Source organism: Nocardia cerradoensis NBRC 101014 (assembly GCF_000308535.1).
GTDB lineage: Bacteria > Actinomycetota > Actinomycetes > Mycobacteriales > Mycobacteriaceae > Nocardia > Nocardia cerradoensis.
In genome coordinates this window covers 59550-77154 of record NZ_BAFW01000388.1, presented here as the reverse complement: position 1 = coordinate 77154, position 17605 = coordinate 59550, and the positions used below count along the sequence as shown (strand labels likewise).

Sequence of the window (17605 nt, the reverse complement as noted above, 5' to 3'; positions counted from 1 at the left end):
GACCCCTCCGCGGCCGTCCGGACGAAACCGCGGATCAGCGGACTGCGAGACGCTGTCATCCATGCCACCACGAGACGGCTCGGCGGGCGCTCCGGAAACGGGACGGTGACCAGGCCGGCGGGTAGTGGCTGGTCGAGTGGGGCCAGGGCCGACATTCCTACGGTCAGGACTCCGGCCTCTGGGCCAAAGGCATCCTCACCGACTACTACGACTTCCGCCCGGAACGCAGCCGCTGGGTGATCGGCGGACTGGAAAACCCATGGCCCCTTTCGATTTCGTATCTTTACCCCCCGCCGAATGGTCCTCCTTCACCACCAGCGTCCAACGCGGCCGGTTCGATCGGGCGTAGCAGCCTCCGCTCACTACGGTTCGAGAGCCCCCGAAGTCCTTATCTCCCTTGGGCTTCGGGTGTTCTTGCGTATTCGTCGTCGCTGGGGTGAGGGCGCGCCGGGCGGGTGACGTTCGATTGGGGGCCCGGACGATTATCTGCCTGAACTTTTCGTGCAAACCTCGCCCGATTTTGCGGAAACCTGCAAATTTCCCGACGGTTTGCACGGAAAGTTCAGCCCTTCTGACACGACGCAATTCGAGCCGTGTCCCGCGTTCTCAGCGGAGATGCCGGTCGGCGAGGGCCCGAGTGGCGGCATCGGGCACGTAGGTCGCACACGCGGTGATGAGAGCCCGGATCCCGTGAACGGTTTCGGTGGTGAGCGCGGCATGGCGCACCACGTCGAGTTCGTTGGCGATGGTGAGGAGTGCGAAGTCCGCGAGATCGGTGCCGTCCACCGCGACGACCTCGCCGGTGAAGCGGTCGGTGATCGGAAGCGGGGTGGCGCCGAGGTGGGGATAGGTCTCGGCTCGGTCGCACGCGCCGTAGCGGTAGACCAGAGCTTCCGCGTCGCGACCGATTGCCGCGCGCAGGCGTGATCGCCGGTCGGCTGGCAGCAGCGAGTGAGGGAAGCCGTCCGTGCCGTAGGTGGCGTGGGTGAGTGCGGCCAGCCGGACGCGGGTACCTCCGCCGAGGTCGGCGACCAGCTGCCGCACCCGCTCGAGATGGTCGAGGAGATCCCCACCGGGATGCTCCACCCGGGCCGCGCCGAGTTCGCGCAGCAGCGCCAGCGCCGGCCACGGTGTGGTGAGATCCGCGATCGTCCGCGCCAACGCTTCCGGCTCATCGCGGGCGACCAGATGCCCGGCGCCGGGAATTCGGGTCACCGTGGCGTGCGGAGCCAGCTGGAGCAACCCGTCCGCCTCGACGTCGGTGAGCGATGAGCCACGACCGGCACGGATCAGAAGGATGGGGATATCCAGTTGCGTGGTGATCTGGCGCAGTCCCGGGACGTGGGCCAAGACATCGTCGATGAAATCCGGGTAGACATCCGACAGGCCACCGGCATCGAGAAAGCGCCGCACCCGGCCCGCATCGAGATTGGGCACCACATCCACCAGAACCAGTCCCGTGACCTTCGCTCGCGTGCGCGGATCACCCAGTGCCGCAACGGCGGCGAGCCCACCCAGTGACGCGCCGACGAGCACGCATCCAGGTTCCGCATCGACTATCGCGGCAACATCGCCCGCGCACTCGTCCAGCCTCCTGAGTGAACCGCCGCTGTCGCCGTGGCCGCGCTGATCGAAAGCGACACACCGCAATCCGTCCTCGACCAGTCGCTCCACGACGGGAGTCCACACCTGCCGCCGCTCACCCCCGGCATGCAGCAAGACGACCGTCGGTCCATCGCCGGCCTCGTCCCCGTGCAGGTCCACGCCGAAACGGGCGATATGCCGCGCTCGCACCACATCCATGGTCTACCCCCGTGCGATAGTCAGGCCGTTCACGATAGCGCCACGCCGTGACCCCCGCCGACCGAGCGTGCGGCTGAACTTTTCGTGCAAACCTCGCCGGCGATGACGGAAATCGCCATATTTCGCGGAGGTTTGCACGATCGGTTCACCCTGCCCACGAGCGCCGGGACGTTTACCTGCCACATCGGGGGTAGGACCTGGACATGACCACTACACCGCTGCTGACCCTGAACAACGGCGTCCGGATGCCCGCGATCGGGCTGGGCGTCTTCCAGACGCCGCCCGACGAGACGGCCGGGGCGGTCGAGGCCGCTCTGGCGACCGGGTATCGGCATATCGACACCGCGGCGGCCTACGGGAACGAACGCGAGGTGGGCGAGGCGATCCGGGGCTCGGGTGTCGATCGTTCGGAGGTCTTCATCGAGACGAAGATCTGGATCAGCGACTTCGGTTACGACGCGACGTTGCATGCGTTCGACAAGAGTGCCGGCAAACTCGGTGTCGACCGGATCGACCTGCTGATCCTGCATCAGGCGCTGCCCTCGCGTTTCGATCTCACCGTCGACGCCTACCGTGCGCTGGAGCAGTTGCTCGCCGACGGTCGCGTCCGGGCGATCGGGGTCAGCAACTTCATGCGCGAGCACCTCGAGAATCTGCTGAAGCAGACGTCGGTGGTCCCGGCAGTGAACCAGATCGAGGTGCATCCGTACTTCCGCCAGCCCGACGTCCTCGCCGCCGACGCCGAGTACGGAATTCTCACCCAGGCGTGGTCGCCGATCGGTGGCATCACCTTCTATCGCGACAGCGGACACACCAGCACCCTCGACGACCCGGTCATCACCGCGACAGCCGAGGCGCACGCGAAGACATCGGCCCAGGTGATGCTGCGCTGGGGCCTGCAACAGGGGCGCTCGGTCATCCCCAAATCCACACGGCCGCAACGAATCGCCGAGAACTTCGACGTCTTCGACTTCGACCTCACCGGTGACGAACTGGCGGCGATCGATGCCCTCGACACCGGACAGCGTGGTGGCCCCGACCCCGCCGACGTCACCCTGGAGACCTTCGGCATCGACATTCCGGAGCCCTGAGGGTGTTCGGGACGCGCTCATGCGCCGCCGTCCTGCGCCGTGACCGTCCGCGGCGACCCGGACGAAATTCCGTATCAGGGGGCTGCGAGCGGATTTCGACGTTTCGGTTCGGGCGCAGCGCGGTACCGATCAGGCGGGCGGCCTCGGCACCCTCGACACGTTTGTGCGCTATGACTTCGAGCGAGGCTCTCGTCTCGGCGTAGGAAGGTGGAGGACGTCTTCATACCCCCACCGCGCTACCGCTGAGGTCATCCACATGTGAGTAGGCGTTTCCGTCACGGTGTAGCGAATTGTTGCCGCGAAGGCTTGACGAACGGGTAGTTAGCGGAGCTAAGTTAACCGTGATGCGCGCTACAGTGGCGCGCGGGCGACGACTCGTCCGCCGGTTGACGACCCAGGGAGACCTACCTATGCCCGATGACGTGCAGAAGGCCGAGCGTAAACGGCGCCTCGCCGCGGCGATGGCCGACGACGAGGTGCGCGCGGCCTGGCCGGATGCGGACGTCAGCGCCGCACTCGCGCGCCCCGGGCTGCGGTTCGCCGAACTGGTCGACACGGTCGTGACCGCCTACGCCGACCGTCCGGCCGTCGGGCAGCGGGCCGGTGAGATCGTCGTCGATGCCGAGGGGCGCCGGGTGCGGCGGCTGCTGCCGCGCTTCGAAACGCTGAGCTATCGGCAGCTGTGGTCGCGCGCCGGTGCGCTGGCGAGTGCCTGGCAGGCATCCGGGGTGCGGGCCGGGGATTTCGTGTGCACCGTCGGATTCGTCAGCAGCGATTACGTCACCGTCGACCTCGCGGGCGTGCGGCTCGGCACTGTCGCGGTGCCGCTGCAGGCCACCGCCGCTGTCGCTCAATGGGTTTCGATCATCGCCGAGACCGAGGCGCGGGTACTGGCCTGCAGCGCCGAACTGCTCGACGCCGCCGTCGAGGCCGCGCTCGCGAGTGCGACGATCGGGCAGCTGGTCGTCTTCGACAGCGCCGACGACGATGACGAACGCGCGGCGGTCGCGGCGGCGCGTTCCCGTCTGGCCGAATCCGGTCGCGACATCACGATCGACTCGTTGCGCGATCTCCTCGAGCGCGGTCTCGCCCTACCGGCCGTACCGCTCGCGAGCGCGCCCGGCGACGACCCGTTGGCGCTGCTCGTCTACACCTCCGGCAGCACCGGAACGCCCAAGGGCGCCATGTACACCGATCGCTTGGCCGCCGCCATGTGGCTGTACACCGCGAAGGCGCCGGTGCCCGCGATCACCCTCAACTACCTGCCGCTCAGCCATGTGGCCGGGCGGCTGCAACTGGGCGGCACGCTCGCCCGCGGCGGCACCGCCTACTTCACCGCACGCAGCGATATGTCGACGCTGTTCGAGGATCTGGAGCTGACCCGGCCCACCGAACTGGTCTTCGTGCCGCGCGTCTGCGAGATGCTGCTGCAACACCACCAGGGTGAGGTGGAGGCCCGGATCGCGGCCGGCGGGGAGCGCGGCGTCGTCGAGGACGAGGTGAAAACCGAACTGCGCGATCGACTTCTCGGTGGCCGCTTCCTCGGCGCGATGTGTGCCAGTGCGCCGCTGGCGCCGGAGATGCGCGCCTTCATGGAATCGGTCCTCGGCATCGGCCTGCACGACGGATACGGTTCCACCGAGGCCGGCGGCAGCGTCATCGTCGACAACAAGGTCCGGCGCCCACCGGTGCTGGACTACAAGCTCGTCGACGTGCCCGAACTCGGCTACTTCGGCACCGACCAGCCGCATCCGCGGGGGGAACTGCTGCTCAAGACCACCACCATGTTCCCGGGCTACTTCAAACGCCCCGAGATCACCGCGGAGATGTTCGACGCGGACGGCTTCTACCGCACCGGCGACGTGGTCGCCGAACTCGGTCCCGACCATCTCGTCTACGTCGATCGCCGCAACAACGTGCTCAAGCTGTCGCAGGGCGAGTTCGTCACCGTCGCGAAGCTGGAATCGGTGTTCTCCACCAGTGCGCTGATCCGCCAGATCTTCGTCTACGGCAGCAGCGAACGCGCCTACCTGCTCGCGGTGATCGTGCCGACCGAGGAGGCGCTGACGCTCCCGGAACCCCGTGCGGCACTGGCCGAATCGCTGCAGGAGCTGGCGAAGGAGGCCGGGCTCAACAGTTACGAGATTCCGCGCGACTTCCTGCTCGAGACCGAACCGTTCACCCAGGACAACGGCCTGCTGTCGGGGATCGGAAAGTTGTTGCGGCCCAAGCTGAAGCAGCGCTACGGCGAACGTCTGGAGCAGCTCTACGCCGAACTGTCGCGGGAACAGGCCGACGAGCTGGCCGCCCTGCGTCGCGGCGCCGCGGACCGCCCTGTGCTGGAGACGGTCGGCCGGGCCGCGCGGGCCCTGCTGGGCTGCGCGAGTACCGATATCCGGCCGGAGGCGCATTTCACCGACCTCGGTGGCGATTCGCTGTCGGCGCTGTCGCTGTCGAATCTGCTGACCGAACTGTTCGGCGTGGAGGTGCCGGTGGGTACCATCGTCCATCCGGCGAATACGTTGCGGCGCTTGGCCGAATACATCGACACCGAACGGAACGAGGGCGGTCGGCGCCCCACGCTGACCAGCGTGCACGGGCACGGTACGTGGGTGCGGGCCGCGGATCTGACCCTCGACGCGTTCATCGATCACGAAACCCTCACCGCCGCAAAGTCTCTGCCGTCCGCGTCAGCCCCGCCGCGCACGGTGCTGCTGACCGGGGCCAACGGCTACCTCGGCCGGTTCCTGTGCCTGGAATGGCTGGACCGGCTCGACGCCTGTGACGGCACCCTGATCTGTGTGATCCGCGGCCGTGACGCCGAAACCGCGCGGGCGCGCCTGGACGAGGCGTTCGACAGCGGCGATCCCGTTCTGCTGCAACGGTATCGGGAGCTCGCGCAACGGCGGCTGACCGTCCTGCCGGGCGATATCGCCGAACCGTATTTCGGACTGGACGAGGACCGGTGGCGCGAACTCGCCGAGACCGTCGACCTGGTGGTGCACCCGGCGGCGCTGGTCAATCACGTTCTGCCCTACGACCAGCTGTTCGGGCCGAACGTGGTCGGTACGGCCGAGGTCGTCCGCCTGGCCGTCACCGCGCGCCGCAAACCGGTGGCCTATCTGTCCACCGTCGCGGTGGCCTCCCAGGTCGACCACTTCACCGAGGACGGTGATATTCGCGAGATCAGCCCCGAGCGGGTCATCGACACCGGCTACGCCAACGGGTACGGCAACAGCAAATGGGCCGGTGAGGTGTTGCTGCGCGAGGCGCACGACCTGTGCGGGCTGCCGGTCGCGGTCTTCCGGTCGGACATGATCCTCGCGCACAGCGAATACGCCGGGCAGTTCAATCTGCCCGATATGTTCACGCGGTTGCTGCTCAGCGTGCTCGCCACCGGTCTCGCGCCGGAATCGTTCTACCGCCCTGCCGCCGACGGGGGTCGCGCCCGCGGTCACTACGACGGCCTGCCCGCGGGTTTCACCGCCGCCGCCATCACCGCGCTCGGTCCCGGCGCCGACAGCGGATTCGAGACCTTCGATGTGCTCAATCCGCACGACGACGGCATCGGCCTGGACACCTTCGTCGACTGGCTGGTCGACGACGGTCACCGCATCACTCGCATCGCCGACTACGCCGACTGGCTGGCGCGCTTCGAGACCGCATTGCGTGCCCTGCCCGAACGGCAGCGGCGGCATTCGGTGCTGCCGCTGCTGCACGCCTTCGGCCGCCCGGCCCCGGCCATTGCGGGATCGGCGCTGCCGGCCGAGCGGTTCCGGGCCGCGGTGCGCGCGGCGGGAACCGGTCCCGACGGCGACATCCCGCATCTGAGCCGGGAATTGATCGGCAAATACGTCCGGGATCTGACCGCCGCGGGTCTGCTGTGAAGATTGCCGAAACCGGACACGGCCGGGCCCTGCCGGGCGTACCGTTTTGCCCCACAGCGTTGGTCGGCGAAGGGCCGAGGGTGACCGCGTCGCCCCGAGTGTTCGCCGAGTGCGACAAGGAGGTCGATTCCGGTGCACCGACTCGAGAAGTCCGCTCTGTGGCGCTGTGTGCTGGACGGATTGTCCGCACTGGGTGCGGGATTCGGCGCGATGGTTCCGGTCTTCCTGAACGAATGCCACGTGGACGACTACCGCGACGCCGAAGCGGCCGAGGCCGAATGGGATTGGTCGATCCCGTACCGGTGGTTCGACCACGCCAACGGGTGAGCGTCCGCGAACGGTGGTCGCTTCGCAGCGAGGGGTCGGAGCGTGGCCGTGGCGGTATCGCCTCCGAATCCGGCGCTCAGGTAGCCGGATCGGGCGCGGTGGTCAGATAGTCGGCCCCGCCGACGTAGACGGTGTGGCCGGGCTCGGTGTCGGCCGTGGTGGCATCGGCGATCGCGGTCGCGAACTCGTCGATCGTCGGTAGCGCGCCGTGTTCGGTTCGCGCCGCCACCGCGTCCGGATCGCGGCGTTCGAGCAGGCGCACGATCATGGTGCCCTCGATCATGTCGCCCGACACGACCGTGAAACCAATACCGCGCGAATCGAATTCGCCGACCATGGCGCGCAGCGCGTCCTCGCCCGCCCGCTTGCTCAGCGCGATGGGCTCGTAGTCCGGCGGGGTGGGTTTGCGGCCGTGGAAATGCGCCTGGTGACTGGTGACGAACACGATGCGCGCACCCGGGGCCAGCAGGGGCAGTGCCAACCGGACCAGCCGCACCTGGGCGTCCCGGTTGATCGTCATGGCGTAATCGGGCGCCGCGCCGTGTTCGAGCCCGCCGGAGGCATTGAGGATCAGCACGTCCAGCCGCCCGAACCGGGTGCGGATCTCCTCGATCATGGCCGCGGCCGCCTCGGGATCGGACAGGTCGGCGCCCACCGGCGTGGCCACGCCGCCGTCGGCCGCGATCGCATCGGCGAGAACACTTGCCCGCCTGCGCTTCTCGCGATAGTTCAGCACGACGTGATCGCCGCGCCCGGCGAGAATCCGGGCGGTCTGCGCCCCGATACCGCGGGAGGCGCCGGTGATCAACACGATGCGTTGTGAATCCACCCGGTACTCCCACTCGTTGCTTCTATTTCAGAATCACTATGGTGGTTCGAAATGAGAAGTGCAAGAGAGCGCGGGGGCGGCCCGCAGGCGGCGATGGAACTGCTGGGGCAGCGCTGGATGCTGCGCGTCGTCTGGGAACTGGCGCCGGGACCGCTCGGTTTCCTCGAACTGCGCCGGCGTATGGACAACTGCTCCTCGAGCATGCTCTCGGTGCGCATGCAGACCCTGCAAGGCGCCGGTGTGATCGTCAAACGCGCCGACAAGGCCTACGAATTGTCCACGGCCGGAATCGAACTCGTGCGGGCGCTGGAACCGCTCTGGGCGTGGGCGACGGATCACCTCGATCCGGACGCGACGGTGGGCGAGTAGCCGGCCCGGCCCCGTGAATTCGACCCGGACGGGTCGCGGGCCGGAATCGGTACCGGGTTTCCCGGCGGAACCGTGGCGGTCTGGCGAGGGCTGTGGATTGCGCAGGTGCGCCAGGCGCTGTGAGCGCCCGCCCGCCGAATCGATCCACTAGGTTTGTGAGACACGCCCACGGGCGGCGGGTGGAGTTCGACGAGATCTGGGGACTGACATGAACGGTGACACGATTCGGCGCGGCAGCCGTCCGCTGTTCGGCGCGGCCGCGGCTGCCGCCCTGCTGATGCTGGCCGGCTGCGGCTCGTCCGACTCCGGCAACGCCCGCCCGGCCGACTCGGTCGCGCCGAAGGCGACCACCACCGGTACGGTCCCGGAAGTTATCGACTGTTCCTTCAGTAAGCCGGCGGTCCGGCCGGAGAACATGATCCTCGCCTGCGCCGATCTGGGCGCCCAGGTCGAACAGATCGTGTGGCAGAGCTGGGGGCCGGACCAGGCGCAGGGCGACGGAGTCGAGCGGGAGAACACCTGCGATCCCAACTGTGCCGCCGGCAAGTACGTCACCAAAAAAGTGCATCTCACGCTGACCGACGTCGCGCGGCCGGGCAATGTCTTCACCAAGGTGACCACGGTGGATGCCGACGGCCACACCTACACCTGGCCGAGAACCCCGCGCTGATCCGCTCCGGCGGTCAGAATTTATGTGGTACTCAAGGTGTCGCTTACCGTCCGATAATTGCTACGCTGCTGTAGCAACGGTGCCGGTGCTGCCGGAACCGATGGCCGAGATGACGACCAGGAGTACCGATGAAGTTACTTCCCATGCGCAATCGTGGCGTGGGCGATCCCGGTGAGGTGGCGCTGCACGCGCGCAACGTGCAGTTCGACTGGCGAGCCACGCCCCTGCACTGGCTGGCCGCCGAACCCATCGCCTCGCATGTGTTCAACTCGCTCAACCTGCTGCTTCCCGAGGGCGAGCGGATGTTCATCCAGACCTTCTCCGAGGCGCTGCCGCTGATCAAGGACGAGAAGCTGCGCGAACAGGTCATCGGCTTCATGGGGCAGGAAGCCATGCATGCCGAAACCCACAACGATTCGCTGCAGCAGGTCTTCCGCGCCCACGGCGTCGACGTCGACAACTACGCGCGGCAGATGGAATACATCTTCCGCAAGGCGCTGGGGCCGCGGGACGGGCAGACGCCGCGCGAGGAGTTCCAGACCCTCGTCGAACGGCTGGGTTTCATCGCCACCCTCGAGCATTTCTTCGCCTTCCTCGGCGACTGGATCATCAACGCCGATCTGGAGCGGTTCGACGCCGCGCCGAACATGCTCGACCTGTATCGCTGGCACGGTGCCGAAGAGGTCGAACACCGCTTCGTGGCGCACGATGTCGCCGCATATTTCGAGGTCGGCTACCTGCGCCGCTGCACGCTGATGGCGATCACCTTCCCGATCTTCGTGGCGTTGCTGCTGCGTGGCACGAAGTACCTGGTGCACCAGGACACCGAGCTGCCGAATATGGGGTATCCGCGCATCGTGGGCAAGGCCCTCGGTGCGATGTGGCGGGGTGCGCTGCCCGGAATTCCCTCGCTGCTGTGGTCGGCGCTGTCGGTGGCCAAGCCCGGATACACCCCGGCCTCGGTCGGATCGACCGCGCAGGCCGTCGCGTATCTGGCGAAATCGCCTGCGGCACAGGCACTCGCGTCGTGACGACCCGCAGGTCCGTCCCCGCCGAACTACCGCCCGACCTCTACGGCGGGCACGGTTCGGACCGGCCGATCCGCATCATCGGCGCGGTCGCCGAGGCGCGGATGCGGTGGGCGTCGCTGATCCACCGGCGTCCGGTGACCGGCGCGGTCGACAGCGGCCGGCTGCGCGTGCGGGTGGTCGAGCGGCGGATCGAGGCCCACGACGCCGACGTGGTGAGCCTGGTGCTGCGCGCCACCGACGGCAGCGCGCTGCCGACCTGGCGACCGGGCGCCCATCTGGACCTGGAACTGCCCTCGGGCCGGTTGCGGCAGTACTCGCTGTGCGGTGACCCCGCCGATCGGTATCACTATCGGGTCGCGGTGCGCCGGATACCGGGCGGGCTCGGTGGTTCGGTCGAGGTGCACGACGAACTCGGGGTCGGCGCCGAAGTCACGATCCGCGGGCCCCGCAACGCCTTCCCGTTCGTCCTGCCCGGCCACGGATCCTCCGCCGCCCGTGTGCATTTCGTCGCGGGCGGCATCGGGATCACGCCGATCCTGCCGATGGTGCGGATGGCGCATCGGCTGGGCGTGGACTGGACCATGGTCTACACCGGCCGCAGTCGCGACACCATCCCGTTCCTCGCCGACATCGAATCCTTCGGCAGCCGGGTGACGGTGCGTACCGACGACGACGGAGGTCTGCCGACGGCGGCGGATCTGCTGCCCGGCGTCGGCGTCGACACCTCGGTCTACTGCTGCGGACCGGTCCCGATGACCTCGGCTATCGCCGCGGCGGTGCGCGACATGCCCGGCGTGGAACTGTATTCCGAGCGCTTCTCCGCCGCGCCGGTGGTCGACGGAAAGCCGTTCCGCGTCGAACTCGCCCGCACCGGTGAGGTGCTCGACATTCCCGCCGACCGCTCGGTGCTCGACGAAGTGCTGCGCGTGCGGCCCGATATCGCCTACTCGTGCCGGCAGGGTTTCTGCCGCACCTGCAAGGTCCGGGTGCTCGACGGACAGCCCGACCACCGCGACACCGTCCTCACCCCCGGCGAGCGCGCCGACGGGGAACTGCTCATCTGCGTATCACGCTGCGCCGGTGAGCGTTTGGTGCTCGACCTCTGACATCCACTTGCCCTCTCCGAGGAGATTCTCGTGACCGACACCGCCCCCGTTCCGGACTCCGAACACTTCGTCCGCAACGGTGAATTCGATATCGCCGTCTACGAATACGGCGATCCCGCAGCGCCGACCATGCTGCTCGTACACGGCTGGCCCGACGACCATCACCTGTGGGATCGCGTAATTCCCAAGCTGTCCGGGCGTTTTCACGTCGTCGCCTACGACACCCGCGGTCACGGCCGCTCCACCCGCACCGACCGCACCGAGGACTACGGCCTGGACCGCTTCGCCTCCGACTTCTACGCGGTCGCCGACGCGGTGAGCCCGGACCGGCCGGTGCACGTCCTCGCCCACGACTGGGGTTCGGTCCAGGTGTGGGAGGCGGTATGCGAACCGCAGGCCGCCACCCGGGTGGCCTCGTTCACCTCGGTGTCCGGCCCGAACCTCGACCACCTGGCGAAGTGGACCCGCGATCGGATGGGCCGCGGCGCCGTGTGGGGGCCGGCCACGCAGTTGCTCTCCTCGGCCTACACCTTCCTGTTCATGACCCCGGGCCTGAACAAGGCGGTGATGCGGCCGCTGTCGTCGGAGAAGGTGTGGAAGCGGTTCATCGGGCTGATGAACGAAACCTCGCCGGAGAACGTGAAACTCGGCCCGGCGTTCCGCCAGGACTTCTTCGACGGGATGCGGATCTACCGCGCCAACATCCTGCCGCGCATGCTCGGCCCGCGCGAGCGGCACACCGAGGTTCCGGTGCAGCTGATCATCGCCCGCCGCGACATCGCGGTGCGCCCGGCCGGCTACGACGACACATCGAAGTGGACCGACCGGCTGTTCCGGCGCGAGATCGCGGGAGGGCACTGGCTGCCGTTCTCCCATCCGGAGCTGCTGGCCACCTCGGCCACCGAACTCGCCACGGCCGTCGACACCGGTGAGTATCCGCGCACGCTGCGCCGCGCGGAGGTCGGCGCGCAGGCCGGGCCGTTCACGGATCGGCTGGTCGTGATCACCGGGGGCGGCAGCGGTATCGGCCGGGAAACGGCGCTGGCCTTCGCTCGTCGCGGCGCCGAGATCGTCCTGTCGGATCTGAATCCGGATGCCGCCAAGGAGACCGTCGAACTGATCACCGCGGCCGGCGGCCGTGCCCACGCCTACGCCGTCGACGTCTCCGACGAAGCGGCGATGAGCGAACACGCGAGCGCGGTGATCGCCGCCCACGGCGTGCCCGACATCCTGATCAACAACGCCGGCATCGGCCAAGCCGGAGACTTCTTCGACACCTCCGCCGCCGAATTCGACCGGGTGCTGCGGGTGAATCTCGGCGGTGTGATCAACGGCTGCCGCACCTTCGGCGCCGCCATGGCCGAGCGGGGACTAGGCGGACATATCGTCAACCTGTCCAGCATGGCCGCCTACAGCCCGCAGCAGGGTTTCAGCGCCTACTCGACCAGCAAGTCCGCGGTCTTCATGTTCTCCGACTGCCTGCGCGCCGAACTGGCCGGCCAGGGTATCGAGGTGCACACCATCTGCCCCGGCATCGTGCACACGAATATCGTTGCGACAACGAAGTTCTCGGGCCTGTCCGACGACGCCGAGGCCGCGAAGCAGGCCCGCTACGACGCGCTGTACCGCAAGCGCGGCTACGGCCCGGAGAAGGTCGCCGACCGCATCGTGCGCGCCGTGGAACGCCACCGCGACATCGTCCCCGTCACCCCGGAAGCCCACCTGCAGTACCACTTCAGTCGACTGGCCCCGGCCCTGCACCGCTTCGTGGCCGCGCGGGTGAAGCTGACGTAGGGGGCTTTCGCGCGAAGCGTAGTCCGGCTCGCCGCTCCCGGGTGGCGCGGCGAGCGCTCCGTCCCGCGTGTGAATGCCTCGCACCTGATCACATGCCGCAGCGGCAGGAGACTGCGGCATTCACTCCGGATGGGCCGGGTTCTGCTGCGGTGTCCGTGCCGCCTCGGTCCAGGGCGGTTGGACACGTAGTGGTCTCGGGTCCGGGGTGGCATCGGCGGTGTTCTCGGTCTCGGTGGAAGTGTCGGCCGGCGGCGCGCTCGCTTCCGCGGGCGTCGATCGTTCCAGGAAACGCAGCAGCTCCACCGGGAACGGGAGGACCAGCGTCGAATTCTTCTCTGCCGCAACCTCGACGACGGTTTGGAGCAGTCGCAACTGCAACGCGGCCGGGGCGGTCGCCATGCGTTCGGCGGCGTCGGTCAGCTTGCGCGAGGCCTGGAGCTCGCCCTCGGCGGTGATGACGCGGGCGCGGCGTTCGCGCTCGGCCTCCGCCTGCCGCGACATCGACCGTTTCAGCGACTCCGGCAGCGCCACATCCTTGATCTCCACCCGGTCGATGTGCACGCCCCAGGCGAGGGCCGGGCTGTCGATCATCAACTCCAGGCCCTTGTTCAACTGTTCGCGGTTGGACAGCAGATCGTCGAGTTCGCTCTTGCCGATGATCGAGCGCAGCGACGTCTGCGCCACCTGCTCCACGGCGAACAGATAGTCCTGGACCTCGATCACCGCCTGCGTCGGGTCGATCACCCGGAAGTACACCACGGCGTCGACCCGCACGGTCACGTTGTCACGCGTGATGCCCTCCTGGCCCGGCACCGGCATCGTCACGACCTGCATCGGCACCTTGCGCATCTTGTCCACGAACGGAATGAGCACCCGCAACCCCGGTTTACGCACCGCCCGCACCCGCCCGAACCGGAACACCAGCCCGCGCTCGTACTGCTGCACCACCCGCAATCCGGTCCCGAACGCGACTCCGACACACACCGCCCCGGCCCCCACGATGAATGCGGCAAACGTCGCAACGTCCATAGCGTCACCACCATGCGAAACGCCCGGCACGCCCGCGACCGGGCTCCTGCCATCGATCATGGCACCGTTGCGCCGAGCGGGCTATCACGCTTTCGGGCGGGAGCAACCGGCCGGATCGCAGCCGGGGCTGCGCAACAACCGGTTCACCGATTCGCGGTCGCCGACCGGCATGGCGGTCACTGTCTCCGGGCAGAGCGCCCGGGGCGGATCCGGCCCGCCGCTACCCAGGGGAGCGGTGCGGTGCGCCCCCGGCGATCTCACCCAGGGCGGTTTCCACCTCGGCGACCCGCTCCGGCGGCACGCCCCACGGATTCTCCACTCCCACAACGGCATCCAGATCCCACAGCACGCACTTCTCGCCTGGGGCGGCGACCATGGACCAGGCGACGACGGTGCGTCCGAGCTGAGTCGCCATCGGCACACCGCTGCCGCCGCCGTAGCCGTCTCCCTCGGGGAAATGGTGCAGGAACCGGCCGTACGAGGCATCGCAGAAGTCGCGATATCGCCCGGTGCACAGGATCAAACCGTGCCATGCCTCGTCCACGGCATGGGACGGCATTCCGATCACCTGGTCGTCGGCCATTGCCGCACCGCAGCACCGCAACCAATGCCGCAGACCGGTTTCCACCACATCTCGCGGCTGGCAGGGGCAGGTCTTGAAGACGGCCTCCGGCAATCGCAGCGCATCGGCGGCGCGCCGAGTGCGGACCGGATCGATACGCCGGAAGCGGGACAGCACCGGCCCACGGTATGTCGGATTTTCGGTGCGGGACAACTCCGGTGCCCGCGTGCTTCCTATCGAGCGGGAGTGTCGACGGTGGCGGAGTCGCCGTCCTTCTCCCCCCGGGTGGCCAGCAGGCTGGTCACGGTCACCGCGCCGAGCACCACCACGATCACCAGCAGGGAGGCGGCGGTGGGGATCTCCGGCAGCCAATCCCAGTAACCGTGTGCCCAGTGCAGCACGAGTTTGACGCCGATGAAGCCGAGGATCACCGCCAGGCCGTAGGCGAGGTGGACGAGGCGCGCCAGAACCGCCTGCAGGACGAAGTAGAGGGCGCGCAGCCCCAGCAGGGCGAAGGCGTTGGTGGCGAACACCAGGTACGGGTCGCCGGTGACGCCGTAGACCGCGGGCACCGAGTCGATGGCGAACACCAGGTCGGTGGCCATGACGGCGGTGACCACCAGGGCGAGCGGGGTCAGGGCGCGGCGGCCGGCCTCCCGCACGGCCATCTTCGTGCCGCGGTAGTCGTCGGTGACAGGCATCAGCCTGCGCATCAGGCGCACCGAGCGCATCCGGGAGATGTCGACTTCCTGTTCCTGCCCGGTGACCGCGTCGCGGATCAGCTTGAGCGCGGTGAGCAGCAAAACCGCGCCGAACAGCAGGAACGCCCAGTCCAGCGAGGCGAGCGCGGCCGCGCCGACGGCGATGAAGATGCCGCGCAGCACCAGCGCGCCCACGATGCCGAACAGCAGCACCCGTTGCGCCAGCACCGCCGGGACCGCGAAGGCCGCCAGCAGCAGCATGAAGACGAACAGGTTGTCCACCGAGAGCGACTTCTCCAGCAGATAACCGGTGATGAACTCCGTGGCAGGCTTCGACCCGAATCCGGCCCACAGAATGCCGAAGAACGCGACCGGCAACGCCAGGTAGAACACGGTCCAGCCGACCGCCTCCCGCATCGACACCTCGTGCGGTTTACGAGTGACGACGAAGTCCAGCGCGAGCAGCACCAGCACACCGGCGATGGTGGCGACCCACAGCCACGGACTACCGATGGTGTGCAGCTGTTCGGCTGCGAGAACGGACGAATTCACAGGTCTCCTCGGGTATGCGTAAGCACCCGAGGTCTCCTTCACCCGATATCCGGGTGGCCATCCGGGGATCCCGACGGCGGAATCCGTACTGACCGGTGTGGCGCTTGGGAAGTACTCCCCTCGGAAGCGAGGATAGCGAAACCTTTGCCCGAAAACCAAGCGATCCGGACGAATGTGACCGGTCCGACCGCCGCCCGCGTCACTTCCGCGGGCTGAGCACCACCACCGATATGGGCCGATCGGTCATCTTCTGATACTGCGTGTACCGGCCCTTGTTGACCTTGTCGACCAGCGTCCACCGCCGCGCGTAGTCGCTGTCGTCCGGATACGTCGGCCGCGCGGTCACCGGAATCCGCCGATGCCCGACCTGGATCTCACACTCGGGCGCCGCCTTCACATTCGCCAGCCACCCCGGCGGCCGCGGCGACCCGCCGTTGGACGCCGTCACCAGATAGTCCTCACCGTCGCGCGCATAGGTCAGCGCACTGGTCCGCGGCTGCCCCGTCTTGCGCCCCACGGTCCGCAACAGCAGGGTGGGATTTCCGAACAGCAGCCGGTGCCCCACGTACCCGTCCGACTTCTCGTAGAGCCACTGATGAGCCCGCAACGCGGTGGAAAATAAATCAGCCATCCCACACCTCCGATCAGGCAACCCCTTTGCCCAACCCTAACCGCCTCGGACGGCGAAAGCCCGCAACGAGATTCAGCCGCACCCCGTGCATGAGCGATTCATGCGAAGAGCCGGGATGCGGCTGCCGAGAGCTCAGATCTTGAAGCGTCCCGCGAAGCTGCGCAGCGGCAGGTCCGCGCTGGTGATGATGCCGGGGCGCGCGGCGACTACGGAGCGGATGGCGTTCAGCGCCGGCAGGCCGGTGACGGTCATGCCGATCGAGGCGAAGTTCTCCGGGTTCGACAGGTCGAAACCCTTGCGCGGGAAGATCATGTGCTTGCTGTAGATGTTGGGGTCGCCGGTCACCTGAGTGATGTAGCAGCCCTTGATCTCCCACGACGGGTCGGTGTGCGGCGTCATCTGCCATTCGAGATGGGTCTCCACGCGCGCGACGCCGTCGACCATGCCCTGATACTTGATGTAGTTGGCGCCGAGTGAGCCCTTGGGCATGAAGTACCAGCCGAGGTCGACGTCCTTGGTGCAGGCGCCGAGTTCGTAGCTGAACGTCACTTCGTCTAGCTCGAGGCCGAAGGCGTCGGCCATGAGGTAGACCGAGTCGGCGAACACGGCGGTGTACTGGTAGAGCGAGTCCGGGATCGTGGGGTCGTCGATCGGGCGGCCGTAGCCCACCGCCTTCCAGGTGTCGACGGAATGGTGGCAGGAGACGTCGACCGATTCGGTGACGGTGACGTTCTCGATGTCGGCGACGTCGGCGGTGTGCACGATGCCCAGGATCTGGCACAGGCCCGGGTTCATGCCGGTGCCGTAGAAGGTGGCGTTTCCGCGCTCGCACGCGGCCTGGATCACCTCGCTGACCTTGCGGCCCGAGGGATGGGCATGGTTGGTGTCGCGGTGGAAACCGGTGATCCAATCCGCGGTGGTGACCACGTTGATGCCCGCTTCGAGCACCTTCTCGTAGAGGTCTTCGTCGGGGAACACGCCGTGGAAGGTGAGGACGTCGGGGCGCGCGGCGATGATCTCCTCGACGGTGCCGGTCGCGGTGACGCCGATCGGGTCGAGGCCGACGATCTCACCGGCGTCGCGGCCGATCTTCTCGGGCGTGTAGGAGTGGAGCCCGACGAGTTCGAGATCCGGATGGTTCCGGATCCGCCCGATCATCTCGGTGCCGAGATTGCCGGTGGCGACCTGGAATACCCGGATCGTGTCGGACGTGCTCATAGCGT

15 protein-coding genes are annotated in these 17605 nt (G+C 67.9%); 8 read left to right on the top strand and 7 right to left on the bottom strand.

Annotated features, from left to right (window positions below):
* Nucleotides 1–606: 606 nt before the first annotated feature.
* Nucleotides 607–1803 (bottom strand): alpha/beta fold hydrolase, encoded by a 1197-nt coding sequence (locus tag ON23_RS36430; protein WP_051043796.1) that lies wholly within the window; start codon nucleotides 1801–1803, stop codon nucleotides 607–609.
* A gap of 203 nt (nucleotides 1804–2006) precedes the next feature.
* On the opposite strand from ON23_RS36430, the gene ON23_RS35330 reads away from it, so the two are divergent.
* From ON23_RS35330 to ON23_RS35320, 3 genes are all read left to right on the top strand, one after another.
* On the top strand, nucleotides 2007–2894 hold the full coding sequence (locus ON23_RS35330) for an aldo/keto reductase (protein ID WP_039784221.1): 888 nt from the start codon (nucleotides 2007–2009) through the stop codon (nucleotides 2892–2894).
* 410 nt (nucleotides 2895–3304) lie between these two features.
* Nucleotides 3305–6781, top strand: coding sequence for a carboxylic acid reductase (car, locus tag ON23_RS35325; RefSeq protein WP_039784219.1), 3477 nt, complete (start codon nucleotides 3305–3307; stop codon nucleotides 6779–6781).
* A gap of 132 nt (nucleotides 6782–6913) precedes the next feature.
* Nucleotides 6914–7108 carry a hypothetical protein gene (locus ON23_RS35320; RefSeq protein ID WP_039784217.1) on the top strand — a complete coding sequence of 65 codons (195 nt, stop codon included), beginning with the start codon at nucleotides 6914–6916 and terminating at the stop codon, nucleotides 7106–7108.
* Nucleotides 7109–7184: 76 nt separating this feature from the next.
* On the opposite strand, the gene ON23_RS35315 is transcribed toward ON23_RS35320, so the two are convergent.
* Entirely contained in the window at nucleotides 7185–7937 is a 753-nt protein-coding gene (locus tag ON23_RS35315) for an SDR family oxidoreductase (protein ID WP_039784215.1), read from the bottom strand.
* 51 nt (nucleotides 7938–7988) lie between these two features.
* Between ON23_RS35315 and ON23_RS35310 the strand changes: the two genes are divergently transcribed.
* The 5 genes from ON23_RS35310 (at nucleotide 7989) to ON23_RS35290 (ending at nucleotide 12907) form a co-directional block, all read left to right on the top strand.
* Nucleotides 7989–8306: a winged helix-turn-helix transcriptional regulator gene (locus ON23_RS35310; protein ID WP_051043794.1), complete on the top strand. Its 318-nt coding sequence runs from the start codon at nucleotides 7989–7991 to the stop codon at nucleotides 8304–8306.
* A 208-nt stretch (nucleotides 8307–8514) separates the two neighbouring features.
* Nucleotides 8515–8976 (top strand): hypothetical protein, encoded by a 462-nt coding sequence (locus ON23_RS36425; RefSeq protein ID WP_051043792.1) that lies wholly within the window; start codon nucleotides 8515–8517, stop codon nucleotides 8974–8976.
* Nucleotides 8977–9104: 128 nt separating this feature from the next.
* The gene (locus tag ON23_RS35300) at nucleotides 9105–10007 is read left to right on the top strand and encodes a metal-dependent hydrolase (protein WP_039784210.1); all 903 of its coding nucleotides are present in this window, start codon (nucleotides 9105–9107) and stop codon (nucleotides 10005–10007) included.
* Nucleotides 10004–11113: a PDR/VanB family oxidoreductase gene (locus tag ON23_RS35295; protein ID WP_039784207.1), complete on the top strand. Its 1110-nt coding sequence runs from the start codon at nucleotides 10004–10006 to the stop codon at nucleotides 11111–11113. Before ON23_RS35300 ends, ON23_RS35295 begins: the two co-directional genes overlap by 4 nt.
* Nucleotides 11114–11143: 30 nt before the next feature.
* Complete coding sequence (locus tag ON23_RS35290) at nucleotides 11144–12907, top strand: SDR family oxidoreductase (RefSeq protein ID WP_373282279.1); 1764 nt, start codon at nucleotides 11144–11146, stop codon at nucleotides 12905–12907.
* A gap of 120 nt (nucleotides 12908–13027) precedes the next feature.
* On the opposite strand, the gene ON23_RS35285 is transcribed toward ON23_RS35290, so the two are convergent.
* The 5 genes from ON23_RS35285 to ON23_RS35265 all read right to left on the bottom strand — a co-directional run bounded on the left by ON23_RS35285 (nucleotide 13028) and on the right by ON23_RS35265 (nucleotide 17600).
* Complete coding sequence (locus ON23_RS35285) at nucleotides 13028–13936, bottom strand: slipin family protein (RefSeq protein WP_039784204.1); 909 nt, start codon at nucleotides 13934–13936, stop codon at nucleotides 13028–13030.
* 220 nt (nucleotides 13937–14156) lie between these two features.
* Entirely contained in the window at nucleotides 14157–14675 is a 519-nt protein-coding gene (locus ON23_RS35280; protein WP_051043791.1) for a UCP032817 domain-containing protein, read from the bottom strand.
* A 56-nt stretch (nucleotides 14676–14731) separates the two neighbouring features.
* A complete protein-coding gene (locus tag ON23_RS35275) occupies nucleotides 14732–15751 on the bottom strand; it encodes a TerC family protein (protein ID WP_039784202.1) in 1020 nt (339 codons plus the stop codon).
* 199 nt (nucleotides 15752–15950) lie between these two features.
* Complete coding sequence (locus tag ON23_RS35270) at nucleotides 15951–16382, bottom strand: nitroreductase family deazaflavin-dependent oxidoreductase (RefSeq protein ID WP_039784200.1); 432 nt, start codon at nucleotides 16380–16382, stop codon at nucleotides 15951–15953.
* Between the two features lie 132 nt (nucleotides 16383–16514).
* Nucleotides 16515–17600, bottom strand: coding sequence for an NAD(P)H-dependent amine dehydrogenase family protein (locus ON23_RS35265; RefSeq protein WP_039784198.1), 1086 nt, complete (start codon nucleotides 17598–17600; stop codon nucleotides 16515–16517).
* Nucleotides 17601–17605: the final 5 nt, after the last annotated feature.

Coding starts and splice junctions, on each gene's coding strand:
- ON23_RS36430 (WP_051043796.1), bottom strand. CDS start 1,803: ATGGATGTGGTGCGAGCGCGGCATATCGCCCGTTTCGGCGTGGACCTG.
- ON23_RS35330 (WP_039784221.1), top strand. CDS start 2,007: ATGACCACTACACCGCTGCTGACCCTGAACAACGGCGTCCGGATGCCC.
- car (WP_039784219.1), top strand. CDS start 3,305: ATGCCCGATGACGTGCAGAAGGCCGAGCGTAAACGGCGCCTCGCCGCG.
- ON23_RS35310 (WP_051043794.1), top strand. CDS start 7,989: ATGAGAAGTGCAAGAGAGCGCGGGGGCGGCCCGCAGGCGGCGATGGAA.
- ON23_RS36425 (WP_051043792.1), top strand. CDS start 8,515: ATGAACGGTGACACGATTCGGCGCGGCAGCCGTCCGCTGTTCGGCGCG.
- ON23_RS35300 (WP_039784210.1), top strand. CDS start 9,105: ATGAAGTTACTTCCCATGCGCAATCGTGGCGTGGGCGATCCCGGTGAG.
- ON23_RS35285 (WP_039784204.1), bottom strand. CDS start 13,936: ATGGACGTTGCGACGTTTGCCGCATTCATCGTGGGGGCCGGGGCGGTG.
- ON23_RS35270 (WP_039784200.1), bottom strand. CDS start 16,382: ATGGCTGATTTATTTTCCACCGCGTTGCGGGCTCATCAGTGGCTCTAC.
- ON23_RS35265 (WP_039784198.1), bottom strand. CDS start 17,600: ATGAGCACGTCCGACACGATCCGGGTATTCCAGGTCGCCACCGGCAAT.